17 protein-coding genes and 1 riboswitch are annotated in these 21,653 nt (G+C 62.0%); of the genes, 8 read left to right on the top strand and 9 right to left on the bottom strand.

Annotated features, from left to right (window positions below; all coding sequences use genetic code 11):
* Positions 1–83 precede the first annotated feature (83 nt).
* Positions 84–2,222, top strand: a complete 2,139-nt coding sequence (scpA, locus tag ELH03_RS30525) for a methylmalonyl-CoA mutase (RefSeq protein ID WP_128401097.1) — start codon at positions 84–86, stop codon at positions 2,220–2,222.
* A gap of 63 nt (positions 2,223–2,285) precedes the next feature.
* On the opposite strand, the gene ELH03_RS30530 is transcribed toward scpA, so the two are convergent.
* Positions 2,286–3,446: a fumarylacetoacetate hydrolase family protein gene (locus ELH03_RS30530; protein ID WP_130767244.1), complete on the bottom strand. Its 1,161-nt coding sequence runs from the start codon at positions 3,444–3,446 to the stop codon at positions 2,286–2,288.
* Positions 3,447–3,812: 366 nt separating this feature from the next.
* Here ELH03_RS30530 and ELH03_RS30535 point away from each other — a divergent pair, with 366 nt between their 5' ends.
* The 3 genes from ELH03_RS30535 to ELH03_RS30545 are packed head-to-tail and all read left to right on the top strand — an operon-like array spanning position 3,813 to position 6,360.
* Positions 3,813–4,823: a Gfo/Idh/MocA family protein gene (locus tag ELH03_RS30535; protein WP_128401099.1), complete on the top strand. Its 1,011-nt coding sequence runs from the start codon at positions 3,813–3,815 to the stop codon at positions 4,821–4,823.
* Positions 4,824–4,833: 10 nt separating this feature from the next.
* Positions 4,834–5,931, top strand: coding sequence for a Gfo/Idh/MocA family protein (locus ELH03_RS30540; RefSeq protein ID WP_128401100.1), 1,098 nt, complete (start codon positions 4,834–4,836; stop codon positions 5,929–5,931).
* An 18-nt stretch (positions 5,932–5,949) separates the two neighbouring features.
* Positions 5,950–6,360, top strand: coding sequence for a VOC family protein (locus ELH03_RS30545; RefSeq protein WP_047622188.1), 411 nt, complete (start codon positions 5,950–5,952; stop codon positions 6,358–6,360).
* A 97-nt stretch (positions 6,361–6,457) separates the two neighbouring features.
* Here the strand turns inward: ELH03_RS30545 and atzF are convergent, their stop codons facing one another.
* From atzF to ELH03_RS30585, 8 genes are all read right to left on the bottom strand, one after another.
* The gene (gene atzF / locus ELH03_RS30550; protein ID WP_130767245.1) at positions 6,458–8,263 is read right to left on the bottom strand and encodes an allophanate hydrolase; all 1,806 of its coding nucleotides are present in this window, start codon (positions 8,261–8,263) and stop codon (positions 6,458–6,460) included.
* A 1-nt stretch (position 8,264) separates the two neighbouring features.
* On the bottom strand, positions 8,265–11,804 hold the full coding sequence (uca, locus tag ELH03_RS30555) for an urea carboxylase (protein ID WP_130767246.1): 3,540 nt from the start codon (positions 11,802–11,804) through the stop codon (positions 8,265–8,267).
* A 3-nt stretch (positions 11,805–11,807) separates the two neighbouring features.
* A complete protein-coding gene (locus ELH03_RS30560; RefSeq protein ID WP_130767247.1) occupies positions 11,808–12,458 on the bottom strand; it encodes an urea amidolyase associated protein UAAP2 in 651 nt (216 codons plus the stop codon).
* Positions 12,459–12,469: 11 nt separating this feature from the next.
* On the bottom strand, positions 12,470–13,291 hold the full coding sequence (locus ELH03_RS30565; protein WP_130767248.1) for an urea amidolyase associated protein UAAP1: 822 nt from the start codon (positions 13,289–13,291) through the stop codon (positions 12,470–12,472).
* Positions 13,288–14,118 (bottom strand): ABC transporter ATP-binding protein, encoded by an 831-nt coding sequence (locus ELH03_RS30570; RefSeq protein ID WP_128401104.1) that lies wholly within the window; start codon positions 14,116–14,118, stop codon positions 13,288–13,290. The genes ELH03_RS30565 and ELH03_RS30570 overlap by 4 nt, the downstream gene beginning before the upstream one ends.
* Complete coding sequence (locus ELH03_RS30575) at positions 14,115–14,933, bottom strand: ABC transporter permease (protein ID WP_128401105.1); 819 nt, start codon at positions 14,931–14,933, stop codon at positions 14,115–14,117. Before ELH03_RS30575 ends, ELH03_RS30570 begins: the two co-directional genes overlap by 4 nt.
* 65 nt (positions 14,934–14,998) lie before the next feature.
* Positions 14,999–16,072 (bottom strand): putative urea ABC transporter substrate-binding protein, encoded by a 1,074-nt coding sequence (locus tag ELH03_RS30580; RefSeq protein ID WP_128401106.1) that lies wholly within the window; start codon positions 16,070–16,072, stop codon positions 14,999–15,001.
* A gap of 74 nt (positions 16,073–16,146) precedes the next feature.
* Positions 16,147–16,255, bottom strand: a riboswitch (guanidine-I (ykkC/yxkD leader).
* A 212-nt stretch (positions 16,256–16,467) separates the two neighbouring features.
* Positions 16,468–17,385 (bottom strand): helix-turn-helix domain-containing protein, encoded by a 918-nt coding sequence (locus tag ELH03_RS30585; protein WP_128401107.1) that lies wholly within the window; start codon positions 17,383–17,385, stop codon positions 16,468–16,470.
* Positions 17,386–17,471: 86 nt separating this feature from the next.
* Between ELH03_RS30585 and ELH03_RS30590 the strand changes: the two genes are divergently transcribed.
* The 4 genes from ELH03_RS30590 to ELH03_RS30605 all read left to right on the top strand — a co-directional run bounded on the left by ELH03_RS30590 (position 17,472) and on the right by ELH03_RS30605 (position 21,626).
* Complete coding sequence (locus ELH03_RS30590) at positions 17,472–18,746, top strand: extracellular solute-binding protein (RefSeq protein ID WP_130767249.1); 1,275 nt, start codon at positions 17,472–17,474, stop codon at positions 18,744–18,746.
* Positions 18,747–18,829: 83 nt separating this feature from the next.
* Positions 18,830–19,690: a carbohydrate ABC transporter permease gene (locus ELH03_RS30595; RefSeq protein WP_017992298.1), complete on the top strand. Its 861-nt coding sequence runs from the start codon at positions 18,830–18,832 to the stop codon at positions 19,688–19,690.
* Positions 19,687–20,523: a carbohydrate ABC transporter permease gene (locus tag ELH03_RS30600; protein WP_063476083.1), complete on the top strand. Its 837-nt coding sequence runs from the start codon at positions 19,687–19,689 to the stop codon at positions 20,521–20,523. Before ELH03_RS30595 ends, ELH03_RS30600 begins: the two co-directional genes overlap by 4 nt.
* A 20-nt stretch (positions 20,524–20,543) precedes the next feature.
* Positions 20,544–21,626, top strand: a complete 1,083-nt coding sequence (locus ELH03_RS30605; protein WP_128401109.1) for an ABC transporter ATP-binding protein — start codon at positions 20,544–20,546, stop codon at positions 21,624–21,626.
* Positions 21,627–21,653 lie beyond the last annotated feature (27 nt).

Here is a 21,653-nt window from a genome sequence, read left to right on the forward strand (position 1 = left end):
GCCTAAAATCATCCTGTTCGGCTCTATCGCACGAGGAGCCGGTGAAATGGTAGGGTGGGGATGAAAAAAGCCGGAGGAACCGCATGACGAAGAAGACGCTGTCGGATTGGGCGGAGCTTGCGCAAAAGGAACTGCGCACCTCGCCCGAAACGCTGACCTGGCAGACGCCGGAAGGCATTGCCGTCAAGCCGCTCTATACGGCCGAGGATCTCGACGGCGCCGGGCACCTTGGTTCGCTTCCCGGCTTTGCCCCCTTCACCCGCGGCCCGCGGGCGACGATGTATGCCGGCCGGCCTTGGACGATCCGCCAATATGCCGGCTTCTCGACGGCAGAGGAATCGAACGCCTTCTATCGCCGCAATCTGGCGGCCGGCCAGAAGGGCCTGTCGGTCGCCTTCGATCTTGCCACCCACCGCGGTTATGACAGCGATCATCCGCGCGTCGAGGGTGATGTCGGCAAGGCGGGTGTGGCAATCGACAGCGTCGAGGACATGAAGATCCTGTTCGACGGCATTCCGCTTGGCGAAATGTCGGTGTCGATGACCATGAACGGTGCCGTCATCCCGATCCTTGCCTCCTTCATCGTGGCCGGCGAGGAGCAGGGCGTTCCACGGGCCGAGCTCTCGGGGACCATTCAGAACGACATCCTCAAGGAGTTCATGGTCCGCAACACCTATATCTATCCGCCCGAACCATCGATGCGGATCGTTGCCGATATCATCGACTATACCGCCCGCGAGATGCCGAAGTTCAACTCCATCTCGATCTCCGGCTACCACATGCAGGAAGCCGGCGCGACGTTGGTGCAGGAACTGGCCTTCACGCTGGCCGACGGCCGCGAATATGTCCGCGCCGCCATTGCCAAAGGCCTGAGCGTCGACGAGTTCGCCGGCCGCCTGTCCTTCTTCTTCGCCATCGGCATGAACTTCTTCATGGAAGCCGCCAAGCTGCGCGCCGCCCGCCTGCTCTGGACGCGGATCATGGAAGGGTTTCATCCGAAGAAACAGTCCTCGCTGATGCTGCGCACCCATTGCCAGACCTCCGGCGTCTCCTTGCAGGAGCAGGACCCTTACAACAACATCATACGCACGGCCTTCGAGGCGATGTCGGCCGTGCTCGGCGGCACGCAGTCGCTGCATACCAACTCCTTCGACGAGGCGATCGCGCTGCCGACGGAATTCTCCTCGCGCATTGCCCGCAATACGCAGCTGATCCTGAGCCACGAAACCGGCGTGACAAAAGTGGTCGATCCCCTGGCGGGCTCCTACTATGTCGAAAGCCTGACGGCCGAGCTTGCCGACAAGGCCTGGGCCTTGATGGAGGAGGTCGAGGCACTGGGCGGCATGACCAAGGCCGTGGCCGATGGCCTGCCGAAACGGCTGATCGAGGAAGCGGCCGCACGCCGCCAGGCGGCCGTCGACAAGGGTGAAGAGGTCATCGTCGGCGTCAACCGCTACCGGCTCGACAACGAGCAGCCGATCGACATTCTGGAGATCGACAACAGCGCGGTGCGCAAAGCGCAGATCAGACGTATCGAGGAAACGAAGCGGCGCCGCGATGGCGGAGCCGTGCGCGAGACGCTGACGGCCCTGGTAGAGATCGCACAGAGCGGCAAGGGCAACCTGCTGGAAGCAGCGATCGCGGCGGCCCGCGCCCGCGCCACGGTCGGCGAAATATCAGACGCCATGCGCGCTGCCTTCGGCGATCACGCCGCGACCCCTGAAGTCATCAAGGGCGTCTACGGCGAGGCGTATGAAAACGAGCCGGAACTCGCCGTGCTAAAGACCCGCATGACGGAGGTGACGGAAGCCATGGGGCACCGGCCGAAGATCATGGTCGCCAAGCTCGGTCAGGACGGACACGACCGAGGCGCCAAGGTGATCGCCTCGGCCTTCGGTGACATCGGCTTCGATGTACTCGCCGGTCCCCTCTTCCAGACACCGGAGGAAGCTGCCGGCGTCGCACTCAGCGAAAAGGTCAACGTCGTCGGCGTCTCGTCGCTGGCGGCCGGTCACAGGACGCTGCTTCCGCAGCTGATCGACAGGCTGAGGGAACAGGGCGGTGGCGATATCATCGTCGTCTGCGGCGGCGTCATCCCGCGCCAGGACTATGAATTCCTGCACGAACACGGCGTTGCAGCCGTATTCGGTCCTGGGACAAATGTTCTCGAGGCGGCAAACTCCGTCCTCGATCTGCTGCAGGGCAGGCGGCGAAACCAGTAGCTGAAGCATTTCCAGGAAAAGTGCGACGCGGTTTTCCGCCCGGAAATGCGAAAAATCAAAGAATTAGAGCAGCCCGCGCTTTGCGAGGTTGCTCATCAGCGCCGAAATACCGAAGGTCCAAGGCGGGCATTCGGTGGAAAGGCGCACGGTGTTGACGAGCGCGCCGAGGCCTGATGAGGAAATCTCGACGACATCGCCGATCTTGTGGGTGAAGCCTTGCTTCGGCGCGTCGCGGTCCTGCGTCGGCGCAAACAACGTGCCGAGGAAAAGCATGAAACCATCAGGATACTGATGATGGGCGCCGACCGTCTGTTTGACGAGATCGGTCGGGTCGCGGCTGATCTTTGACATCGAACTCTTGCCGTGCAGCACGAAACCGTCCTGGCCGGTGACTTTCAGGTCGAGTTCGGCCTTGCGTACGTCATCCAGGCTGTAACCGGCATCGAACAGGCGGATGAAAGGACCGATCGAGCAGGAGGCGTTGTTGTCCTTGGCCTTGCCGAGCAGTAGTGCCGAGCGGCCTTCGACGTCGCGCAGGTTGACGTCGTTGCCGAGTGCCGCCCCCTTGATCTCGCCGCGGCTGTTGACCGCGAGCACGATTTCCGGCTCTGGGTTGTTCCAGGTCGAGATCGGATGCAGGCCGACATCCGCACCCCAGCCGACGGAGGAAAGCACCGGCGACTTGGTGAAGACTTCGGCATCCGGCCCGATACCGACCTCGAGATATTGCGACCACATGCCCTCGTCGATCAGCGCCTGCTTGACCTTGGCAGCCTCCGGCGAGCCCGCCTTGAGATTGGTGAGGCTGCCGCCGATCAGCGTGCTGACACGCTCGCGGATCGAGGCGGCGCGTTCCGGATTGCCGGCCGCCTTCTCCTCGATAACGCGCTCGATCATCGACTGCGCAAAGGTGACGCCGCAGGCTTTGACTGCCTGCAGGTCGACGGGCGCAAGGAGATAAGGGCGCGTTTGATCCGGAGCTCCGGTACTGTTGGCGGCGATGTCCGCCAGCGAGCCAACCGCCTTGCCACTTGCTGCACGGACGAAGGCGGCGGCATTCTGCCGCTCGAGCAGAGCGCTCAGCGTCGGCGCCTCGCGCGAGGTGATGTCGACCAGCATGCCCTCGCGTAACGTCACAATGCTCGGTCCCTCCACTTCGGGATTCCAGATACGACCGACAAAAAGACCATCCGAAGCGGCGACATCGAGAAGAGCTTGAGACATGGTGATCTTTCATCAAGGCGAGCGAGAAGTGCTCTTTTAAAAATTGCGGGGTGTTGCCGCCCTCCGACCCGGCGACGACCAAAATCGATCACATTCATGAAGACGGGGCAAGATGCGCTGGGGAAAAAGACCTTTGTCTGATCGGCTCAAGCGGCGGACTTCCTCGGGAATCCAATTGCAAAAGCCCACAAAATAACTATTTAGATACAAAATAGCCGTTATATTTCAGTTATTTAAATATGGGCTGTGACGATTTTGCCCTCCATCTCGCCTTGACAGGAGCCAGCTTTCGTTATCTGTTTTGCGCGACATGGAGGAGGCTGGCGTCAGCCGGCCGCACGAAAATCCCAGGAGGATATTGCAGCGATGTTGAGATTTGCCGTCGTCGGAATCGACCATGGGCATACGTTCGATCACGTGAAGGGATTGCTTGCTTCAGGCGGCGAATTCGTCGGCTATTGCCCGCAGACCTCGGTGCCGGCACTGCGCGAGGCCTTTGAGAAGACCTATCCTGACGCGCCGCAGATCGATCGGGAAAAGCTGTTCGACGATCCGTCGATCGACGTCATCTGCATTTCCGCAATCCCCCGCGATCGCGCCGGGCTTGCCATTCGCGCGATGAGATCAGGCAAAGACGTGATGACTGACAAGCCTGGCGTGACGACCTTCGCCCAGCTCGAGGATGTCAGGCGCACCGTTGCCGAGACCGGCAAGATCTTCTCGATCTGCTTTTCCGAGCGCCACTGCGTGCGCTCCGCCGTCAAGGCCGGCAAGCTCGTCGCCGAAGGCGCGATCGGCAAAGTGATCCAAACGCTCGGCGTCGGTCCACACCGGCTGCAACTGCCGACCCGGCCGGACTGGTTCTTCGATCCCGAAGCCTTCGGCGGCATCATCGTCGATATCGCTTCACACCAGGTCGACCAGTTCCTGTTTTATACCGGCTCGACCACAGGCGAGGTCATCGCAAGCTCGATCGGCAATTTCGGCATGCCTGACAAGCCCGCCTTCGAGGATTTCGGCGAGGTGCTTCTGCGCTCCGACAAGGCGGCGGGTTATGTCCGTGTCGACTGGTTCACGCCGGAGGCGCTGCCGACCTGGGGTGACGGGCGCCTGACCATCCTCGGCACTGAAGGCTACATCGAACTGCGCAAATATATCGATATCGCCGGCCGGCCGGGTAAGGATCACCTCTTCCTGGTCAACGGCAAGGAAATGACCCATATCGATTGCAGCGGCGAAAAACTCGATTATTTCGACGCTTTCACCGCCGACGTCGGCAACCACACGCAGACGGCGATGACCCAGGATCACGTTTTTGAAGTCTGCCGTCTTTCGCTCGAAGCCCAGGCGAAAGCCGCGCGCATCGGCGCTCGCTGAGGAGGATATCATGACCAGAAAATTGCGCGTCGGCGTCATCGGCGCAGGCATCGCTGCGCGGCATCTGGCCGGCTTCGGCTGGAACAAGGAGCTTTTCGAGGTTCCTGTGCTCTGCTCGCTCGACGAGGAACGCGGCAAGGCGCTGTGCGAGGAGTACGGCATTGGCGAATACACGCAGGATGCGGATTCGCTATTTGCCCGTGACGATCTCGACATCATCGACATTTCGACGCCGCCGAGTTCGCATTTTGAACTTTGCCGCAAGGGCATCGAATCCGGCAAGCACGTGATCTGCGAGAAGCCGCTCTTCGGCTCGATTGCCGAGGTTGACGAGATGGGGCGCATCCTCGATCGTTACCCCGGCAGGAAGCTGATGCCGATCTTCCAGTATCGCTACGGCTCCGGCCTGCAGAAGCTGAAGCTGCTGATCGAGCGCGGTCTGGCCGGCAAGCCGTTCCTGACAACGATCGAAACCCATTGGTGGCGCGGTCCGGATTATTATGCCGTGCCGTGGCGCGGCAAATGGGCGAGCGAACTCGGCGGCGGCCTTCTCGGCCACGCCATCCACGCTCATGACATGCTGAACTACGTACATGGCCCCTGTGCCGAGGTGTTTTCCTATGGGGCGACGCTGGTCAATCCGATCGAGGTCGAGGATACGGCAGCCCTTTCGGTGAAGATGCAGAATGGCTCGCTGGCGACGCTGTCGATGACGCTGGGTTCGCGCAAGGAGATCTCGCGGTTGCGCTTCTGCTTCAACGACCTCGTCGCCGAAAGCATCATCGAACCCTATACGATGGGCCGTGATCCGTGGACGTTCGTCGCCGGGACAGAGGAACATCAGGCGCGGATCGACGAAGTGCTCGCTGGCTATGTGCCTGGCGAGGATGGCTACACCCGCCAGTTCGAGCTCTTCCACAAGGCGATCATCGAAGACACCGACCCACCGGTGACATTGCAGGATGCCCGCAATTCGCTGGAACTGGTAACGGCCGCCTATTTCTCGCAGCGAACCGGACAACCGACGCCGATGCCGATCGCCGCCGATCATCCGCTCTACCGCTCCTGGCTGCCGGCAGGGGAATGGCGTGCTGCGGCCACCGTCTGAACCGGGAAGGGCTCTCCCATGCTGAAATCCTTCGAGCATGTCGGCATGACGGTCAGCGACATGGACCGCACCGTCGATTTCTACTGTGGCCTGCTCGGCCTCAGCCTCGTGCTGCGCAAGACGATGGCGAATGGCATGCAGGTAGCGTTCCTCGATGCAGGCGGCGGCATGCTGGAGGTCTTTGCGCCGCCCGGCGGCGCGTCGAGAGCGGTCGATGTGCCTGAAGATACGGCCGGCGTCCGCCACCTCACCTTTCATTTCGACAGTGTCGACGAGGCCTTTGCCCGCCTTGAACAGGCGGGCGTCGAGATCAAGGAGCGGCCGCGCTTCGCCGTCCACTCCGAGATGCTGAACAAGATCGCCTTCGTTCGCGATCCCGACGGCATCATCGTCGAGCTTGCCGAACGCTCTCAGAACCGCCAGGGCTGACACAGGTGCTGCCGATCGCTTCGCTGCGGGCGGTCAGACCGTCCCGCAGCAGATCAATCAGGTGCCGGATGAGCTTTGCTGCCATGCAAGGCTCTCCTCAGCTCGCCAGCTTGGCGCTGATATAGTTGCGCCAGCCGCCAAGTGCGGTGATTTCCTCGGCACCTTTCACCGCATGGGCCTCGCAGACGAAGCCGGAGACGCTGGAGCCGTCTTCGAGCGTCAGCTTACCGATGCCGAGGGGTGCCGGAATCTTCTGGACGAACCTGCCGAAAGCATCGGCCGGCAGTGCCCAGACCTCGACCTCCAGCCCCTGACCCTTATGGCCGGGTTCGCGCAGCAGTCCCGGTTTCGGCGGCGTGGTATTGGGCAAGACGAAGAGGCGATAGTCACCGGCCGTGCGGCAGGTCTTGACCAGACGCCCGCCGGCGCCTGCCAGTTCGTGATTGAGCGGCATGCCGGTCAGATGCGCACCGACGACCGCGATTTCGATGAAACCGTCATCGCCAGGCACAACACGGCTTGCTTCGGGGATCGCAGCCTGCCGGTCGATGCCCATGCCGGAGCTTGCTGCGCGGTGCAGCGCATCGGCAAGCGGCGCCAGCGCATCGTCGGTGAAGGCAGGTGCGATGACGGTCACGCCGCCCGGCAGCCCACCTTTGCCGAAGCCGGCCGGAACGGCGATCGCTGCGCAATCGAGCAGGTTGACGAAATTGGTGTAGCGACCGAGGCGGCCGTTGAGCACGACGGGATTGGCCAGCATGTCCGCAACGGTGTAGGTGGTCGGTGCTGTCGGCAGCAGAAGCACGTCGGCCTTTTCCCATTCGGCCTCGGTCTTGCGACGCAATTCTTCCAGCCGGTATCGGCCGTTGAAAGCCTCGACCGCGGTCTTGCCCTTGGCGCCTTCGATAATCCCCCGCACCGTCGGGTCGAAATCGGCCGCGTTCGTGGCGAGGAAGGTCTCGACCGCCGCCAGACGTTCGGCGACCCACGGCCCGTCATAAAGAAGGGCGGCGGCCTCGCGGAATGGCGCGTAATCGAATGGCACGATGGTCGCGCCGAGCGCTTTGGCCCGCTCGATGGCCTGGTCGTAGAGCGCCTCCACCTCCCTGTCGCCAAAGAACTCCCGCTCAGCGTCGGTGAGGACGCCGATGCGCAAGCCCGACACAGGCAGGTTCGCCGGCTTGGCGCGACGCGAGAAAGGATCGGCGGCATCGAAGCCTTCGGCGACCTTGCGGATCGCAACACCGTCAGAGACGGTCGCGGCAAAGATGGTGATGCAGTCGACGCTCTTGCAGGCCGGAACCGCGCCGGTGTTCGCCAAAAGGCCCGGCGTCGGCTTGATGCCGACCAGATTGTTGAAGGCAGCCGGAACGCGGCCGGAGCCCGCCGTATCGGTGCCGAGCGCAAAGGCCGCAAGGCCGGAGGCCACCGTGACCGCCGATCCGGAACTCGAACCGCCTGAGATATAGGCCGCATCGAAGACCGATCGCGGCGCGCCATAGGGCGAGCGCGTGCCGTTCAGGCCGGTCGCGAACTGGTCGAGATTGGTCTTGCCGATGATGATGGCGCCGGCCGCCTTCAAGCGGGCAACGACGGTGGAGTCCGCCTCCGGCCGATACTCATAGGCCGGGCAGGCGGCAGTCGTCGGCAGGCCGGCGGCATCGATATTGTCTTTCACGGCAAAGGGAACGCCCCAGAGCGGCAGGCTGTTTGCCTCGGGCGCACGTGCCATCAGCGCTTTCGCGGCAGCGCGCAGTTCCTCATCCGGCACCGGGGTGATGAAGATTGCCGGATCTTTCGAGGCGGCGCGGCGGGAGATCACCTCTTCGATGGCATCGAGCGGTGTCAGGCCGGATCGATAGGCGGCGCGAAGGCTTGAGAGATCGAGGATGGTCGGCAGCATGTCAGCATTCCTCCAGAACGACGATGATATCGCCGGCTTTGACGTTTCTTCCCGGCCCGGCGCGCAGATCGCGGACGCGCCCTGCCGCATGGGCGGTGACGTTGATTTCCATTTTCATCGATTCGATGATGGCGAGTGTATCGCCGACCGCAACCGAAGCACCCGGCTCGACCAGCAATTTCCAGATATTGCCGGGCACGGCGCTGGCAACACCGAAGCAGCCGTCGGGAATATCCCCATCCGGACTTTCGCCCGCGCCTTCGTCGGTGACGAAACTGTCGAGCCCGGCTTCCTTCCAGCGCTGGCGTTCGGCATCGAAGGCGGCCTGCTGCGTTGCCTTGAATCGGCCGATCGACGCCGAATTCACCTGCAATTCCTTCTCGTAGGCGGCATAGGAGAATTCCGTCTCCTCGATCCTGATCGGATAGCCACCATGCGGGAAGGCGGCGCGCGCCTCCGTCAATTCCTGATTGCTGACCGGGAAGAAACGGATCTGGTCGAAGAAGTTCAGCAGCCAAGGTTTTCCCTTGGCAAAGGCCGGCGTCTCCCGCCATGTGTTCCAGACTTGGATGGTGCGGCCGAAGAGCTGGTAGCCGCCCGGTCCTTCCATGCCGTAGATGCACATATAGGCGCCGCCGATGCCGACGGCATTTTCCGGCGTCCAGGTGCGGGCGGGATTATACTTCGTCGTCACGAGGCGATGGCGCGGATCAGTCGGGGTCGCAACCGGCGCGCCGAGATAGACGTCGCCGAGACCGAGCACCAGGTAGCTTGCATCGAAGACGATATCGCGGACGGCCTGTTCGTCGGAAAGGCCGTTGATGCGGCGGATGAACTCGATATTCGACGGGCACCAGGGCGCATTCGGGCGCACGAGCTCCTGATACTTGCGCATGGCAAGTTCCGCATCCGGATCGTTCCAGGAGAGCGGCAGATGCACGATGCGGCTCGGCACCGTGACCTCCTGTGCCGCCGGAAGGGTCGCCTCGATCTCGGAGAGCAACCCGAGCAGGCGCCGGCGCGTCAGCTGCGTGCCGTCATAATGGATCTGCAGCGAGCGGATACCGGGGGTGAGGTCGACAACGCCGGGGAGGCGGGCCTCGATGACCGCCTGCATCAGCAGGTGCACCCGCAGCCGCAGCGCGATATCGAGCGTCATCGGCCCATATTCGACGAGCAGATTGTCGTCGCCCTGGCGGCGATAAACGACAGAAACCGGGCCATCCTCGCTGATGCCGAGGATCGGCGAACCTGTTTCTTCCGAGGGCCGCCGCACCGCCGGGCCGGCGATCGGGTCTTCCGGCCGCGCCACCGCATGAAAACGGATACGGTCGCCGGGCTTGAACTGGCCCATCTTCCACTGCTCGTCGCGGGCAATCACCGCCGGGCAAACGAAGCCGCCAAGGCTCGGGCCGTCAGGGCCGAGAATAATCGGCATGTCGCCGGTAAAATCGATCGCCCCGATCGCATAGGCATTATCGTGCAGGTTGGAGGGGTGCAGCCCCGCCTCACCGCCGTCGCTACGTGCCCATTGCGGGGCGGGGCCGATGAGGCGGACCCCGGTGCGGGCGCTGTTGAAATGCACCTCGTAAGCCGTCGAAAACAGCGTCTCGATATCGCTATCCTCGAAGAAATCGGGCGCACCGTGTGGACCGTAGACGACGCCGACATCCCATTCGCGCGTCAAGGCGGCCGCCTCCGTCGCGGGTCTCACCGGTTCGGCCGGTACTTGGCTAGCAAAATGCAGCACATGCCCTGTCTTCAGGGTGCCGGTGGCGTTGCCGCCGAATTGGCCAAGGCCGAAGGTCGCGCGCGAGCCGAGCACAACGGGAGCGGCAAAACCACCGGCGACGGCGAGATAGGCGCGTTGTCCCGGTCCTTCGATCGAACCGATCGACAGAACCTGACCCGCCCGGATTGTCACCTGGGCGTCATGCGGCAATTTTACGCCGTCGCATGTCATTGGCATCCGCGCGCCGGCAAGCGCGATCGTCTGGTCGGCATAAAACCGCAATGTCGGACCGGAAACGGTCAACTCCAGCGCAGCCGTCACATCGTCATTGCCGACCAGCCGGTTGGCATGGCGGAAGGAGCGCTCGTCCATTGGCCCGCTCGGCGGCACACCGACATGCCAGAGGCCGAGCCGGCCCGGCAGTTCCTGGATGCTTGACTGCGCGCCGGGCGCAAGAACCTCGACGACATCGGGAACGAAGGCGAAGTCGCGTAGCGCCGTCGTCTTAACCTTGGCGCTGGCAAGCAATTCGGAAGCGGCGATCGCCCTGAGGTAATCGAGATTGGTCTCGATGCCCGATATCGATGTTTCGGCGAGTGCTACCTTCAGCTTCTCGATCGCCGCCGGACGATCTTCCGCCGCCACGATCAGCTTGGCGAGCATCGGGTCATAGAAGGGCGTGACCTCGGTTCCCGTCTCGACCCAGCCGTCGACGCGGGCGCTTTCCGGAAAAATGACTTCGGTCAAAAGGCCGGCACTCGGGCGGAAATCGGCATGCGGCATCTCAGCATAGATCCGCATCTCGATCGCCGCACCCCTCGGCGTCAGGGCCTTAGCACCCGAGAGCACGTCTTCGCCGGCCGCCTGCCGTATCATCCATTCGACGAGGTCGATGCCGAAGACGGCTTCCGTGACAGGATGTTCGACCTGCAGGCGGGTATTGACCTCGAGGAAATAGAATTCCTCGCGCTGGGGATCATAGATGAATTCGACAGTGCCGGCCGATTCATAGGAGACCGAGCTTCCCAAATCGACCGCCGCCTTGTGCAGGCGCGCCCTTGTCTCCGCAGAAAGGCCGGGCGCAGGCGTTTCCTCGACGACCTTCTGGTTCCGCCGCTGCAGCGAGCAGTCGCGTTCGCCGAGCGCAATCACTCCGCCCTTGCCGTCGCCGAAGATCTGCACCTCGACATGGCGCGCTTCGGCAACGAAACGCTCGATGTAGACGCGCGCATCGCCGAAGCTGGCGCGCGCGGTCCGCTGCACGCTTTCGAAGGAAGCCTTGAGGCCGGCGGCATCGGCGCAGAGCTGCATGCCGATGCCGCCGCCGCCGGCCGTGCTTTTCAACATGACGGGATAACCGACGGTCTCAGCAGCCGAAAGCGCCTCGTCGACGCTCTGCAAGAGATCGGTGCCGGGCAGCAGCGGCACGCCGCTCACTTTCGCCAATTCTCGTGCCGTATGCTTCAAGCCGAAGGCCGACAGATGTTCTGGGCGCGGGCCGATGAAGGCGATGCCTTCAGCGGCGAGCCGCTCGGCAAAGCCGATATTCTCCGAGAGGAAGCCGTAGCCTGGGTGCACGGCCTCAGCGCCCGTCGCCTTGCAGGCAGCGATGACGGCATCGACGTCAAGATAGCTTTCGGCAGCAGGCGCCGGGCCGAGGCGGACGGCTTCATCAGCGGTCAGCGCCGGCTTCGAGAACCGGTCGGCATCGGAATAGACGGCAACCGAGGCAATGCCCATCCGCTTCAATGTGCGGATGACGCGGACGGCGATTTCGCCGCGATTGGCGATAAGGACTTTGGTGAACATTGATCAGTCCTCGCCGTCCCAGATCAGCACCCGGATCGGCGTCGGATCGAAACCGTTGCAAGGATTGTTGATCTGCGGGCAATTGGAGATGACGCAGAGCACGTCCATCTCCGCCACCAGTTCGACATAGTCGCCAGGCGCGGAAATGCCGTCGACGATGGTCATCTCGCCGTTCGGCTTGATCGGCACGTTCATGAAGAAATTGATGTTCGGCACGATGTCGCGCTTGCTCATGCCGTGTTTTGTCACCTCGATCACGAAATTGTCGCGGCAGGCATGCAGGTATTTGGTGCCGTGGCCAAAGCGCACCGTGTTGCTCTCGCAGGAGCAGGCGCCGGCTGATGTATCGTGGCGGCCGCAGCTGTCGGCCGTCATGACAAGCATGACGTTGCCTTCGTTCGAGATGATCTGCGTGCCGGTGCCGATATAGGCGCCACCTTGTGCCCGCATCGTATCCTGGTTGGAATAACGTTCGGCAAAATCATCGGCGCGATAAAACAGCGTATCGATCGCCTGTTGGCCGTAGCTGTCCTCGATGCGGATGGTCTGACCCTTGCGCACGATGCCGGACCACGGCGCTTCGGCCGGGATGAAATGTTCCTGCACGGCGTTTTCGAGGCTGCGCGAAGCTGAAGTCTTGATGAAATCGGTCATCGTCATCCTCCTCAGGCCAGCATCGAGGCGTTGTTCTCGAAACCGCGAAGGGCTTCGGCGGTTGCCGTGCGCGACAGATCGTCGACTGCGGGTGCGGGCGCGCGAAAGCGCGTGACGATCACCGGCTTCGGCGCATAGACCGGATCGGGATCGAGTGGATGCGGGCAATTGGAAAGGCCGACGATCATGTCCATTTCAGCGCGCAGCTCGGCATAATCGCCGCTGTTGGAGAGTTTGCCGCGCCAGTGGAAGCCACCGTCGTCGTCGACGCGGACGGGGGCGAAGAGATTGAGAATCGAAGGGATGTCGCGCCTGGTGAAACCAAGCTTGCCGGCGACGAGCACGAGATTGTCGCGGGTGTTACGGGTCTTGACGCCGGGATATTTTGCGACGTTCGAAGCTGCGGTCGAGCCGCCCATCAGGCAGTCGTGGGCGCCGGAACTATCCTCGATCAGCGAAAACATCACTCGACCCATGTCTGAGAAGATGACTCGGCCCTTGCCGAGAGCGGTCGTCCACTGCACCTTGACCGTATCGACGAGATTGAGCCGTTCGCTGGTATCAGTGGCGTTCCAGGCAACGAGCGCCACGGTCGATCCGCCTTCGCCCTGGTCAATGCGGAGCGCCTCGCTGCGCTTCAGCGCGGTTGACCAGTACCAGCCGCCGGGGATGGTCTCCTGATGGATGATCGCGGTGGCATCGATTGCGGGGGCGGGCAGGGGGCTCGGCGCCGGCAGGGCCTTCGGCGCAAATTCCAGCCCCTTCTTCTGATGTTCCTCATAACGCTGCCGGTTGGCGGCGATCTCTTCGGGCGAACGTCTGACATGCATCATGGTTTTTCTCCTGACGGACTGGAAGCCGGGTCGTCCCGGCGAAGGCCCAGAGAAATGACCGGGCCGTCCCGGTCGGGGCTGAAGACGGTGGGCGCGCCGGCAAGCCTGGGCGGCCAGATGGAAATGTCCTTGGTGATCGTCGCGCCGTAGCGTTCCTTTTCCTCCGGGCGGTCACGCTTGCGCTCGAAGGCGACGACCCGCGTCGCCAGCGTAAAGGCCTCGCGCATGTCGTGCGTCACCATGACGACGGTCATCTGCGTTTCGTGCCAGAGGCGCTTCATCAATGTGTGGATTTCGGTGCGGATGCCGGGGTCAAGCGCGCCGAAGGGCTCATCGAGCAGCAGCACCTTCGGTTTCATGATCAGCGCCTGCGCCAGCGCCAGGCGTTGCTGCATGCCGCCGGATAGTTGCGCCGGATATTTGCCCTCGGCGCCGGAAAGGCCGACCTCGCCGATCAGTCGCCGGGCTTCGTCGATGGCATTGCGACGGGCAGCGCCGAAAAGCTTGGCCTTATAGCGAGACGCTGAGAGTTCCCGCCCAAGCAGCACATTGCCGAGCACGGTCAGATGCGGGAAGACCGAGTAGCGCTGGAAGACGACGCCGCGATCCGGCCCTGGCTCCTGCGGCAGAGCTTCGCCGTCCAGCAAGATGGTCCCTCGCGTTGGCCGCTCCTGGCCGAGCAGCATGCGCAGGAACGTCGACTTGCCGCAGCCGGACGGGCCGACAAGGGCGACGAATGCGCGCGCGGCGACAGTCAGCGACACATCTTCGAGTACGATCTGGTCACCATACTCTTTCCAGACCCTTTCGATCACCAGTTCGCTCATGCCTGCTTCTCCAGTTCCGACCAGGGGAAGACGGCGATGCGGATGCGATCGAGGATATAATTCATGACCACGGCGAGCAGCGTGATCCAGACGACATAGGGAAAGATGACGTCCATCGAGAGATAGCGGCGGACGAGGAAGATGCGGTAGCCGAGACCGGAATCCGACGAAATCGCTTCGGCGGCGATCAGGAACAGCCAGGCTGGACCGAGTTGAAGCCTGAGGCAGGTGATCAGCCGCGGCAGGATCTGCGGCAGCACGACGCGAAGGCCGATCTGCCAGGAGGACCCGCCGAGCGTTTCAGCCTTGACGATCTGTTCGCGTGGCAGTTCCAGCGCCTTTAGCGCAAGGTCGCGGATCATTGTCGGCGCAACGCCGATGACGATGAGCGCGATCTTCGAGGCTTCGCCAAGCCCCATGGCGATGAAGAGGATCGGCAGCAGCGCCAGCGGCGGCACCATTGAGATAACGGCGACGAAAGGGGAGAGCAGCGCCCGGAGATAGGGCAGCATGCCGATCAGCATGCCGATGACGAGCGCGGTGATCGTGGAGATGCTAAGGCCGGCAAACAGGCGGACCAGGCTCGCGCCGGTATCGGACCAAAGCAGGTATTCGCCGGTGCGCGGATCGGCAACAAAGGCCATACGGTCGATCGCATCGGCAAAACCGGCAAGACCGGGCAGCAGCTTGTCATTGGCATTTTCCGCCAATCGTGCCGCCGAGCCGAAAGTGTAGGCAACGATCAGCAGCACGAAGGGCAGCAGCGTCAGGGCAAGTTGCGCACCCCGGCTCGGCCTTGTGTTGATCCAGCGCATGAGGAAAGCTCCGCTGATGAAGGTCAGGCGGCGCGGTCAATGCCGCGCCGCGGCTTTTACATCGCTCAGAGCGAACCGTCGGCGGCGGCCTTCATGTAGGTCTCGGTGAAGCGCAGCTTGACGTTGCCGGTGTCGCCGAGGATCTTGCCGTCCGGCATTTCAATGCCGATGACATCGGCCGACGGCGCGCCATTGCCGAGCAGGCCCTTCTCGAACAGGAAGTTGCGGACAAGATCCATTGTCTTCGGCAGGCTGCCCGAGGCAGTGAAGGCAACGGCATCGGCCGGCTTAGCAAACAGCTTGGTGGCGGCAAGCTGGGATTCGAAGCCCTTGAGATCGGTGCCCGATGCCTGGCCCATCGCCTCGCGTGCGGCCTTGCCGTCGGCACTGTCGGCAGTCAGTAGTGCTGCGGTTTCATACCAGATGCCGGCGAGCGCCTTGCCGAAATTCGGATTGTCCTTCAGCACGCCTGAATTGGCGACCATCAGGTCGATGATCTCGCCCGGCACCTGTGAGCTGTCGAAGACCTTCTTGGCCGTGGGATCCTCGAGGATGGTCGAGACCAGCGGGTTCCAGGTGACGACCGCGGTCACGTCAGCCGTCTTGTAAGCGGCGACCATGTCGGCGTCGGAGGTGTTGACCACTTTCACGTCGCGCTCGGTCAGCTTGATGCTTTCGAGTGCGCGGGCGAGCAGGTAGTGCGAGACGGAAAATTCGACGAGATTGACGTTCTGTCCCTTGATGTCGGCAAGGCTCGCTTTGTCCTTGAGGATGACGGCATCATTGCCGTTCGAGAAGTCGCCGACAATCACGGCTGTGGTATCGACGCCGCCGGCAGCCGGGATCGACAGGCCGTCCATGTTGGTGAGGGTCACGGCGTCGAAGGCGCCTGCGGTATACTGGTTCATCGATTCGACGTAGTCGTTGAACTGGGTCACCTCGATCTTGATGCCGTATTTGTCGGCCCATTTCTTGACGATGCCGTGATCGGCGGCGTAACCCCAGGGCATCCAGCCGACATAGATCGACCAGGCAACCTTGAAGTCAGTTTTCTGTTCGGCCTTCGCGATGGAGCCGAGTCCCAGCGCCAGGGACGCCGTCAGTGCGGTAATCGATAGAATCTTCGAAAAAGTCTGCATTGAAATTCCCCTTTTGCTTTTCTTCAAAAGGGATCGGCAATGACCATCGTGCCGCCAATCCCTTGGCTTACGAGGTCTCCCGGGCTTTTGTCCCGCCGTGCACCCGGCGGGATGTCTCCCCTGCCGGTGGTAGCTCTCGGACCAGCCACGCCTTGCGACGCCGGAACCCTAGCCACCAACTCTGCAACTATCGAAGCAAAGTGTGTGCCAAATTATAAATCATTGATTTTATTGAGGGTGCGATGGCGCCAATTCCCTGGCAAATGCAATAGTGCATGCACTTGCACAGAAAATGTGCGTATTCTGCCGCCACCTTAGGCGTTGGTTCCTTTTTGCCCAGTGAAAAACAAGTCGCAGGCAGACGCACAGAACGCCGAATTGCGGCTGGCCCTGAGCTAGTTCCGGAAAGCGCCGGCCGGGACCGTAGTCACCAGCCGGATATCGCGGCGGAAGTCCGACGGCGACATGCCGGCGATGTGGCGGAAGGATTTGTTGAAGGCGCTGATCGAGCCGAAGCCGCTGTCCATCGCCACCTGCAGCACGTTGGCGCCCTCGCTCATCAGCATCGCCTGAGCGCGCGACAGCCGCAGCAGTGTCACATATTTGCTGAGCGTCATGCCGGTCGATCGCTTGAACAGGTTCATCGCATATTTCGGATGCAGGTCGGCGGCGCGGGCGATATCGACCGAATCGATGTCGTGCAGGAAATTGGCGGCGATGAAATCGCACATGCGCGCGACGCTGCGCGAGGAATGAGGATACGGGTGATCGCCGTCGAGATTGATGGCCGCCTGCGATGTCATCGAATAGGGTTCGAGCGCGATCCGCTCGATGCGCAGCAGCAGTTCGTCGACGGCGTGCTGGGCCTTGGCGGGATCGCCTGAGTTGGCATAGCGGAACCAGCGGGTGAAGTTCTCCCTGTCGGCGGCATCCGTTGCCGAGGTCAGCAGCGTCTCGCCCTTCATCAGCCGGCTGGAAACGTTGATCGGCAGGCGCAGCCGGAAGAAATAGACGAGCGGCAGATGGGCGCCGGCATAGAGCGAATCATCCGAGGATTCGTCCATCTGATGTGGCTGACCACCCCAAAAGAGGCACATTTCGCCGGCGTTCAGCCGGAATTCGTGGTCGCTCATCCGGTAGTGCACGGTGCCGCGCATCACGTAGTTGACCTCGACCTGCGCATGCCAGTGCGGCATGGCCATGACAGGTGGATGGGCATGAAACATCTGCAGCGCTGTCGGCAAACCCTCGATGCTGCTCGCGCCGGGCTGGTAGATTGCACGTGTGCCGACCTTACTTTCCGCCAAATTCATGTTCCCTTTTTAGGAGACACCCGCTCCCTTACAGATAGTCTAACCGCGTTCGTGAAAGATCGGCAATTGAAAAGGGAGGATTTTCAATGCGCTTCAAACTTCTCGCTGCGACCGCAGCTGTAGCATTGCTTGCTTCCGGCTCCGCATTCGCGCAGTCGGCTAATCTCACCATCTGGAGCTGGAATGTCGCTGCATCGGCATTGAAGTCCACGCTTCCAGGCTTCAACAAGCAGTTTCCCGATATCAAGATCACCGTCGAGGACCTCGGCAACAGCCAGGTCTTCGACAAGACGCTCGCTGCCTGCGCTGCCGGCGGAGACGGCTTGCCTGACATCGTCAGCATCGAGAATTTCGAGGCTGAAATCTTCTGGAGCCGTTTCCCGGATTGCTTCGCCAATCTGAAGGAGCTCGGCTACACGGCCGATATCCAGGCGAAATTCCCTGATTTCAAGCGCACCGAGCTTGAAGTCGGCGATGTCGCCTATGCCATGCCGTGGGATTCCGGTCCTGTCGCCGTCTTCTACCGCCGCGATCTCTACGAAAAGGCCGGCGTCGATCCGAGCACGATCAGCACCTGGGACGATTTCATCGCTGCCGGCAAAAAGGTTTCCGCCGCCAATCCCGGCGTCGTCATGGCCCAGGCCGACTTCAACGGCGACAGCGAATGGTTTCGCATGATCGCCAACGAACAGGGCTGCGGCTACTACTCGACCGACGGCCAGAATATCACCATCAACCAGCCGGCCTGCGTCGCCTCGCTGCAAAAGGTGAAGGAGATGAAGGATGCCGGGACGCTGACGTCGGCCAACTGGGACGAAAAGATCCAGGCCAATACCGCCGGCAAGGCCGCAAGCCAGCTGTATGGCGGCTGGTATGAGGGCACCGTGCGCTCGACCTCTCCCGATCTCAAGGGCAAGTGGGGCGTCTACAGAATGCCGAGCCTGACGGCCGATGGCCCGCACGCGGCCAATCTCGGCGGTTCGTCGCTCGCCATTTCGGCGACATCCGCAAACAAGGAAGCTGCCTGGAAATTCGTCAACTACGCCCTCGGCACGGATGAGGGCCAGATCACCATGCTGAAGGAATTCGGTCTGGTCCCGTCGCTGCTTTCGGCCGAGAAGGATCCCTTCGTCAATGAACCGCAGCCCTATTGGGGCGGCCAGAAGGTCTGGGCGGATATCCTGGCGACACTGCCGAAGATCGTGCCGAGCCGCGGCACCGCCTTCCAAAGTGATGCCGAAGCCATCTTCAAGGCAACGCAGACGAAGTTCTTCTCCGGCGGCTATCCCGATGCGAAGGCGGCTCTCGACGATGCCGCCAACCAGATCGCTTCGGCGACCGGCCTTCCGATCGCGCAATGAATGACGATGCCGGGCGCTTCAGGCGCCCGGCTTTCCCCCGGTTTGCAAAGCGGCCGGTCATTCGTTCGTGAGGAGGAGGCTTGATGCCGTTCAGAACCCGGAGCGCCTATGCGTTCCTCGCCCCCTATCTGCTGGTCTTTGCCACCTTCTGGGTCTGGCCGATCATCAACTCGTTCCTGATTTCGTTTCAGAACACCCGAATCAATCCGTGGAAATTCAGTTTCCAGGCCAATTGGGGCCGGCTCTTCTATGACCCGGCTTTCTACAACGCTCTCTACAATACGCTGATCATCCTGTTGATCCAGGTGCCTGTGATGATCGCGCTTGCGACGGTCATGGCCGTAATGCTCAATTCGCCGCTGCTGAAAGCGCGGCCGCTCTTCCGCTTCGCCTTCTTTGCGCCTGTCGTCGTCGGCGAGGTCGCCTATGCTGCCGTCTTCCGGCTGATGTTCAGCCTCGATTTCGGCATCATCAACAAGCTGATCTCGGCCGTCGGTCTGAGCCCGGTCTCCTGGTTCGACAACGCGAACGCCGCCATGGCGTTGATCATCCTTGCCGTCACATGGCGCTGGGCGGGCTACAACGCGATCATCATCCTCGCCGGTCTGCAGTCGATTCCCGACGATGTCTACGAGGCAGCGACACTCGACCGGGTGAGCAAGATCCAGCAATTCTTTCATATCACCCTGCCGCTTCTGAAACCGATCATCCTCTTTTGCGTGGTTCTTTCGGTGATCGGCACCATGCAGCTGTTCACCGAGCCCTTCCTGATCACCAATCGTGGCGGTCCCGGCGGCGGCACCGAGACGCTCGGCCTGCTGCTTTATCGCCAGGGCTTCACTTCGCTGAACTTCGGCTATGCCTCGGCGATCGCCTATACGATGGCTGCCCTTGCCGTGGCGATCTCGCTTCTCAATCTCTGGGTCGGGAGGGATCCGAAATGAAATCCAAATCGCAATCCCTTCTGCTGCGCCAGATCGCGTTGCATGCCGCACTGGCTCCGCTCGCGATCATCTGGCTGTTTCCGCTCTGGATGATGTTCGTCTTCTCGACCATGCCCGACAACGGCATCTTCAGCCCTGACATCGTGCTCTGGCCATCGACCAATTTCGTCGAGAATTTCAAGAACCTGCAGGCCGATACCGATTTCATCGGCGCCATGGTGATCTCCGTCGGCGTCGCGCTCATCTATACGGTCCTGTCGGTACTGCTGACCTCGATGGCGGGCTGGGCGCTGGCGCGTTACCGTTTCGTCGGCCGTTCCATCGTTATCGCCATCATCCTCGGCACGATCACGCTGCCGTTTTCGGTGGTCGTCATCCCGCAATTCATCATGGTGGCACGCGAATTCAAGCTGGCAAACACCTGGGTGGCGCTGATCGTACCGCCGTTGTTCAATTCGCTCGGCGTGCTGTTCATGCGGCAATCTTTCTCGATGATGCCGGGCGAGCTCTTTGATGCGGCCCGGGTCGAAGGCGTCAAGGAATGGCAGATCTTCCTGCGCATCGCCCTGCCGCTGGCACGCCCGACTATGGCGGCACTGGCGATCATCCTCTTCCTCGCCTCGTGGAACAACTATCTCTGGCCGCTGCTGATCAATTCCAAACCGGGAATGATGACGGCGCCGGTGGCGCTCGGAACGCTGATCGGCCTCACCAAGGTGTCATGGGGCGGCATCATGGCCGGCGCGGTGCTGCTGACGGCGCCGATCCTCGTCGTCTTCGTGGCTCTCCAGCGCCATTTCATCGCCGGCATCGCGGCCGGCGCAATCAAATAATCGAACAATAGGGAGGCCGCATGGCAGAGCTTTCACTCAGCAACATCGTCAAGCGCTTCGGCGGCTTTGAGATCATCCACGGCGCCAATCTGGAGGTGAAGGACGGCGAATTCGTCGTCTTCGTCGGCCCCTCCGGCTGCGGCAAGTCCACGCTGCTCAGGATGATCGCCGGCCTCGAGGATATCACCTCAGGCGAGCTTCAGATCGGCGGCAGGGTCGTCAACGACGTCGAGCCGGCCGATCGCGGCATCGCCATGGTGTTCCAGTCCTACGCGCTCTATCCGCATCTGACGGTCGAGGAAAATTTGAGCTTCGGCCTGCGCATGAACGGCAATCCGAAAGCCGATACCGAGCGGCGCGTGCGCCATGTCGCCGAGATCCTGCAGATCACCGAGTTGATGAAGCGGCGGCCGAAGCAGCTTTCCGGCGGCCAGCGCCAGCGCGTCGCCATTGGCCGCGCCATCGTCCGCGAACCCCAGGTCTTCCTGTTCGACGAACCTTTGTCGAACCTCGATGCGGAGTTGCGCGTGCAGATGCGCGTCGAAATATCAAGACTGCACAAGCAGCTCGGCACGACGATGATCTACGTCACCCACGACCAGACGGAAGCGATGACGCTCGCCGACAGGATCGTCGTGCTGCGCGCCGGCAATATCGAACAGATCGGCGCGCCGCTCGACCTTTACGACGACCCCGCAAACCAGTTCGTCGCCGGTTTCGTAGGCTCGCCGAAGATGAATTTCCTGAAGGCCGTGGTGGTTGAGACGCAGCCGGGCCGGGCGGTGATCGGGCTGGAAAGTGATCCCAATACGCGCCTGTCGCTGCCCGTCGCCGATCCTGTCGCTGCCGGCGCCAAGGTGACGCTCGGCATCCGTCCCGAACATTTCGTCGATGCGGGCATGGGCGATGCCGACCTCACCGTCACCATCGACGTCGCCGAACACCTCGGCAATACCAGTTACATCTACGCCACCATTGGTCCCGAGCAACTGATCATCGAGCGGCCGGAATCGCGCGTCGCCGGCAATCGCGAAACGCTGACAGTCGGCCTTCCCGCCAACCGCACATTCCTTTTCGACGGCGCCGGTAAACGGCTTCGCTGAACCAAATCCCAGGACAGAAAGACGAAA

The organism is Rhizobium beringeri (genome assembly GCF_004306515.1).
In the GTDB taxonomy this organism is placed as follows: Bacteria; Pseudomonadota; Alphaproteobacteria; order Rhizobiales; family Rhizobiaceae; genus Rhizobium; species Rhizobium beringeri.

Bases quoted from the DNA above. Each gene is read 5' to 3' on its own strand.
- ELH03_RS30575 (WP_128401105.1), bottom strand. From the start codon at position 14,933: ATGCGCTGGATCAACACAAGGCCGAGCCGGGGTGCGCAACTTGCCCTG.
- ELH03_RS30580 (WP_128401106.1), bottom strand. From the start codon at position 16,072: ATGCAGACTTTTTCGAAGATTCTATCGATTACCGCACTGACGGCGTCC.
- atzF (WP_130767245.1), bottom strand. From the start codon at position 8,263: ATGCTGCCGACCATCCTCGATCTCTCAAGCCTTCGCGCCGCCTATCGA.
- uca (WP_130767246.1), bottom strand. From the start codon at position 11,804: ATGTTCACCAAAGTCCTTATCGCCAATCGCGGCGAAATCGCCGTCCGC.
- ELH03_RS30530 (WP_130767244.1), bottom strand. From the start codon at position 3,446: ATGTCTCAAGCTCTTCTCGATGTCGCCGCTTCGGATGGTCTTTTTGTC.
- ELH03_RS30535 (WP_128401099.1), top strand. From the start codon at position 3,813: ATGTTGAGATTTGCCGTCGTCGGAATCGACCATGGGCATACGTTCGAT.
- ELH03_RS30565 (WP_130767248.1), bottom strand. From the start codon at position 13,291: ATGATGCATGTCAGACGTTCGCCCGAAGAGATCGCCGCCAACCGGCAG.
- ELH03_RS30570 (WP_128401104.1), bottom strand. From the start codon at position 14,118: ATGAGCGAACTGGTGATCGAAAGGGTCTGGAAAGAGTATGGTGACCAG.
- ELH03_RS30585 (WP_128401107.1), bottom strand. From the start codon at position 17,385: ATGAATTTGGCGGAAAGTAAGGTCGGCACACGTGCAATCTACCAGCCC.
- ELH03_RS30590 (WP_130767249.1), top strand. From the start codon at position 17,472: ATGCGCTTCAAACTTCTCGCTGCGACCGCAGCTGTAGCATTGCTTGCT.
- scpA (WP_128401097.1), top strand. From the start codon at position 84: ATGACGAAGAAGACGCTGTCGGATTGGGCGGAGCTTGCGCAAAAGGAA.
- ELH03_RS30605 (WP_128401109.1), top strand. From the start codon at position 20,544: ATGGCAGAGCTTTCACTCAGCAACATCGTCAAGCGCTTCGGCGGCTTT.
- ELH03_RS30600 (WP_063476083.1), top strand. From the start codon at position 19,687: ATGAAATCCAAATCGCAATCCCTTCTGCTGCGCCAGATCGCGTTGCAT.
- ELH03_RS30560 (WP_130767247.1), bottom strand. From the start codon at position 12,458: ATGACCGATTTCATCAAGACTTCAGCTTCGCGCAGCCTCGAAAACGCC.
- ELH03_RS30545 (WP_047622188.1), top strand. From the start codon at position 5,950: ATGCTGAAATCCTTCGAGCATGTCGGCATGACGGTCAGCGACATGGAC.
- ELH03_RS30595 (WP_017992298.1), top strand. From the start codon at position 18,830: ATGCCGTTCAGAACCCGGAGCGCCTATGCGTTCCTCGCCCCCTATCTG.
- ELH03_RS30540 (WP_128401100.1), top strand. From the start codon at position 4,834: ATGACCAGAAAATTGCGCGTCGGCGTCATCGGCGCAGGCATCGCTGCG.